At 72.1% G+C, this 2,319-nt stretch carries 4 protein-coding genes; 1 reads left to right on the top strand and 3 read right to left on the bottom strand.

Annotated features, from left to right (window positions below; translation table 11 throughout):
• Positions 1–74 precede the first annotated feature (74 nt).
• Positions 75–908, bottom strand: a complete 834-nt coding sequence (locus tag ABZ885_RS39660) for a class I SAM-dependent methyltransferase (RefSeq protein WP_360199837.1) — start codon at positions 906–908, stop codon at positions 75–77.
• Between the two features lie 137 nt (positions 909–1,045).
• On the opposite strand from ABZ885_RS39660, the gene ABZ885_RS39655 reads away from it, so the two are divergent.
• The gene (locus ABZ885_RS39655; protein ID WP_360199835.1) at positions 1,046–1,234 is read left to right on the top strand and encodes a hypothetical protein; all 189 of its coding nucleotides are present in this window, start codon (positions 1,046–1,048) and stop codon (positions 1,232–1,234) included.
• On the opposite strand, the gene ABZ885_RS39650 is transcribed toward ABZ885_RS39655, so the two are convergent.
• On the bottom strand, positions 1,206–1,529 hold the full coding sequence (locus tag ABZ885_RS39650; protein ID WP_360199839.1) for a hypothetical protein: 324 nt from the start codon (positions 1,527–1,529) through the stop codon (positions 1,206–1,208). The two genes, ABZ885_RS39655 and ABZ885_RS39650, sit on opposite strands and share 29 nt — an antisense overlap.
• A gap of 179 nt (positions 1,530–1,708) precedes the next feature.
• Positions 1,709–2,023: a hypothetical protein gene (locus tag ABZ885_RS39645; RefSeq protein ID WP_360199833.1), complete on the bottom strand. Its 315-nt coding sequence runs from the start codon at positions 2,021–2,023 to the stop codon at positions 1,709–1,711.
• Positions 2,024–2,319: the final 296 nt, after the last annotated feature.

The raw sequence follows: 2,319 nt of genomic DNA, 5'->3' as shown, positions 1-2,319 counted from the left end.
GGTGGTGCGGCTTGCCGGGCCGTCACCGCCGGTCCCGAGGACGTCGGCGCCGGCGAACCGGCCGGCCGGACCGGTCACGGCACGCGGGCGATCAGGACCGGTTGGAAGAACCCGGTGCGCTCCGGCAGCTCCCAGGTCACGTCGGTGAACCCGGCCTGCGCGGCGTAGGCGGTCAACTGGGCCCGGGAGAGCGCCCAGTACGCCGAGCGCCGGACCTCGACGTGCCACCCGCCCTCGGCGCCCTCCGGCCCGTCCGCCCCAGCCTCCACCGCAGCCTTCGCCCCGCCCTCCGCGCCCGCCGGGGTCAGCTGGAAGAGCTCCAGGTCGTAGCGCTCGCCGTCCTCGTGCCACTGCCAGAGCTGGAAGGTGACGGTCCGCCGCCCGTGGGCGTCGGCCGACACCTGCGGCGGCGTGGACGAGGGCCGGACGGCCCGCAGCTCGTCGTACGGGCGGGTGGAGAGCAGCAACAGACCACCCGGGCGCAGGGCGCGGCGCATCTCGCCGAGGGCGGCCAGGACATCGTCCTCGGCGAGCAGGTGCGGGAGCGCGTTGTCGGCGCAGACGACCACGTCGAACCGGCCGTCGGCGACCGGCAGCCGGCGCATGTCGGCGGCCGCGACCGCGAGCCGGAGGCCACGCCCGTCCGCCTCTTGGGCCGCGCGGGCGGCCGCCACCGCGCTGAGATCGGTGGCGGTGACCCGGTGCCCCCGGGCAGCCAGCCCGATCGACTGCGTACCGATCCCGCAGGCGCAGTCCAGCACCTCGGCCGGCACATCGCCCAGCCGGCCGCGGATCAGGGCGTCCAGGCTCGCCCCCTGCCGGGCGATTCCGGCCTCCCAGTCGGCGTACATACGGTGGTAGTCGGCGGCGAGCCGGTCGTAGAACCGGGCGACGGGTGATTCGGCCATGCCCGCACGTTAGCCCGAGCGGGGCCCGGAACGACTCCTTCAGACCACGTTTGAGATCTGCCGTAGTCTGCTGCCGGTAGAGCGCGAGGGAAGAAAGGTGCGCTAAGGCGTGGGCCTTACTTTCCGTGGGGGGCTTCATGAGTAGGCGTCGCTACGTGGCCAGAGGTGTGCCTGGTGGGTACCGCATCTGGGACAACCGAGGGCGCCGATGGTGGGGTGACCTTTACGAGCTCTGCCCCGACGACCTCACTGCCGAGCTGAACGGCGAGGCCGACCGGGACACGCTTACCGCTCTCCTCAAGTGGTACAGAGCCCAGAAACGGTAGTGCTGTCATGGCAAGAGGCGGAGGGGTCGCGGGCCTGGTCTGCCCGGAGCTGTGGGTCCGGCTCGGCCACAGCCAGCTGCGCTTCTCCGTGCAGCGCCCCGACCGTGTGGATGTGCTCGATCAAGGTGGCGTAGGCGGCCCGTTGCCGTTCGAGCTGCTGCTCTTCACGGCGGGAGCGCGCGGCGGAATCCGTCTGATACCGCAGGGCACGGGCGCCACTTCGGCTTGTGAGCCATCCGCTCACGATGGCGGTCGCCCCGGTGATCCCGGCAATCCAAACGGTGTTGTCCCCCATGCCTGGTGAGTGTCAGCCGCATACGGTGACGCCACAAGGGCGTAGAGGTGCACACCGGGGGCAAGGTGTCGGGCTGTAGCCGCAGCCGGCGGCTTCGACGATCTGCCCCCGGGCCCAGTCCGTGAGCATGCCTGCGCACCTCGGACGTGCCGGCGTCGATGTCTGCAGCGCGCAAGGGGTCAGGCGCGGGAACGCTCGGCGACCGCGGTGGCGTCCTCGTCGCGTCCTGGGCGGCCGGCCCAGACCAGCACCCGGACGCGCACCACGTCCGGGGCGTGGCCGGCGAGCACTTCGTCGGCGGTGGTCTGTGCGACGCGCTGCGCGTTGCTCGTCGGGTCGGCATCGGTGATCTCGACGGGTACCTGCGCGGCGTAGTCGTCCACCTCCCAACCGTCCGCCGTCTCCAGGTCGACCCGGTACGCAAGCACCATGTGCCCGTCGGGCGGCGTGCCGGGCTGCTCGGCGTAGGTGTCGACGCGGGGCCGCTCGGTCATGGTGGGCCTCCTGTGGGCCTTCGTGGGTGCGGGCGCCGTGCCCTGCCGGTCGTAGGGTAGGCGGCGACCCTGACAGTGGTCTCCGCCGGGTGTGCGCCGCGCCGTCGAGGGCCGGTTCGGGGTTGGGTACCCGCTTGAGTACGGGTACTCAGGTGCGGCGCGCCGGGGTGGAGAAGACTGGATCCGACAGCTCGTCCGGCTCTCAGAGGGCGTTCGATAGGGGATTCCCCCCAACTGTCCGGCTTTGAATAGTGCGGCGCGGACTCGGTTCCAGGATCTCGTGGCGGCCGGGTCCG

The organism is Kitasatospora sp. NPDC047058 (assembly GCF_040643935.1).
Taxonomy (GTDB): Bacteria; Actinomycetota; Actinomycetes; order Streptomycetales; family Streptomycetaceae; genus Kitasatospora.
This window is presented reverse-complemented; position numbering and strand designations above follow the sequence as displayed.

Excerpts from the sequence above, each read along its gene's own strand:
- ABZ885_RS39660 (WP_360199837.1), bottom strand. The coding sequence starts at position 908 with ATGGCCGAATCACCCGTCGCCCGGTTCTACGACCGGCTCGCCGCCGAC.
- ABZ885_RS39655 (WP_360199835.1), top strand. The coding sequence starts at position 1,046 with ATGAGTAGGCGTCGCTACGTGGCCAGAGGTGTGCCTGGTGGGTACCGC.
- ABZ885_RS39650 (WP_360199839.1), bottom strand. The coding sequence starts at position 1,529 with ATGGGGGACAACACCGTTTGGATTGCCGGGATCACCGGGGCGACCGCC.
- ABZ885_RS39645 (WP_360199833.1), bottom strand. The coding sequence starts at position 2,023 with ATGACCGAGCGGCCCCGCGTCGACACCTACGCCGAGCAGCCCGGCACG.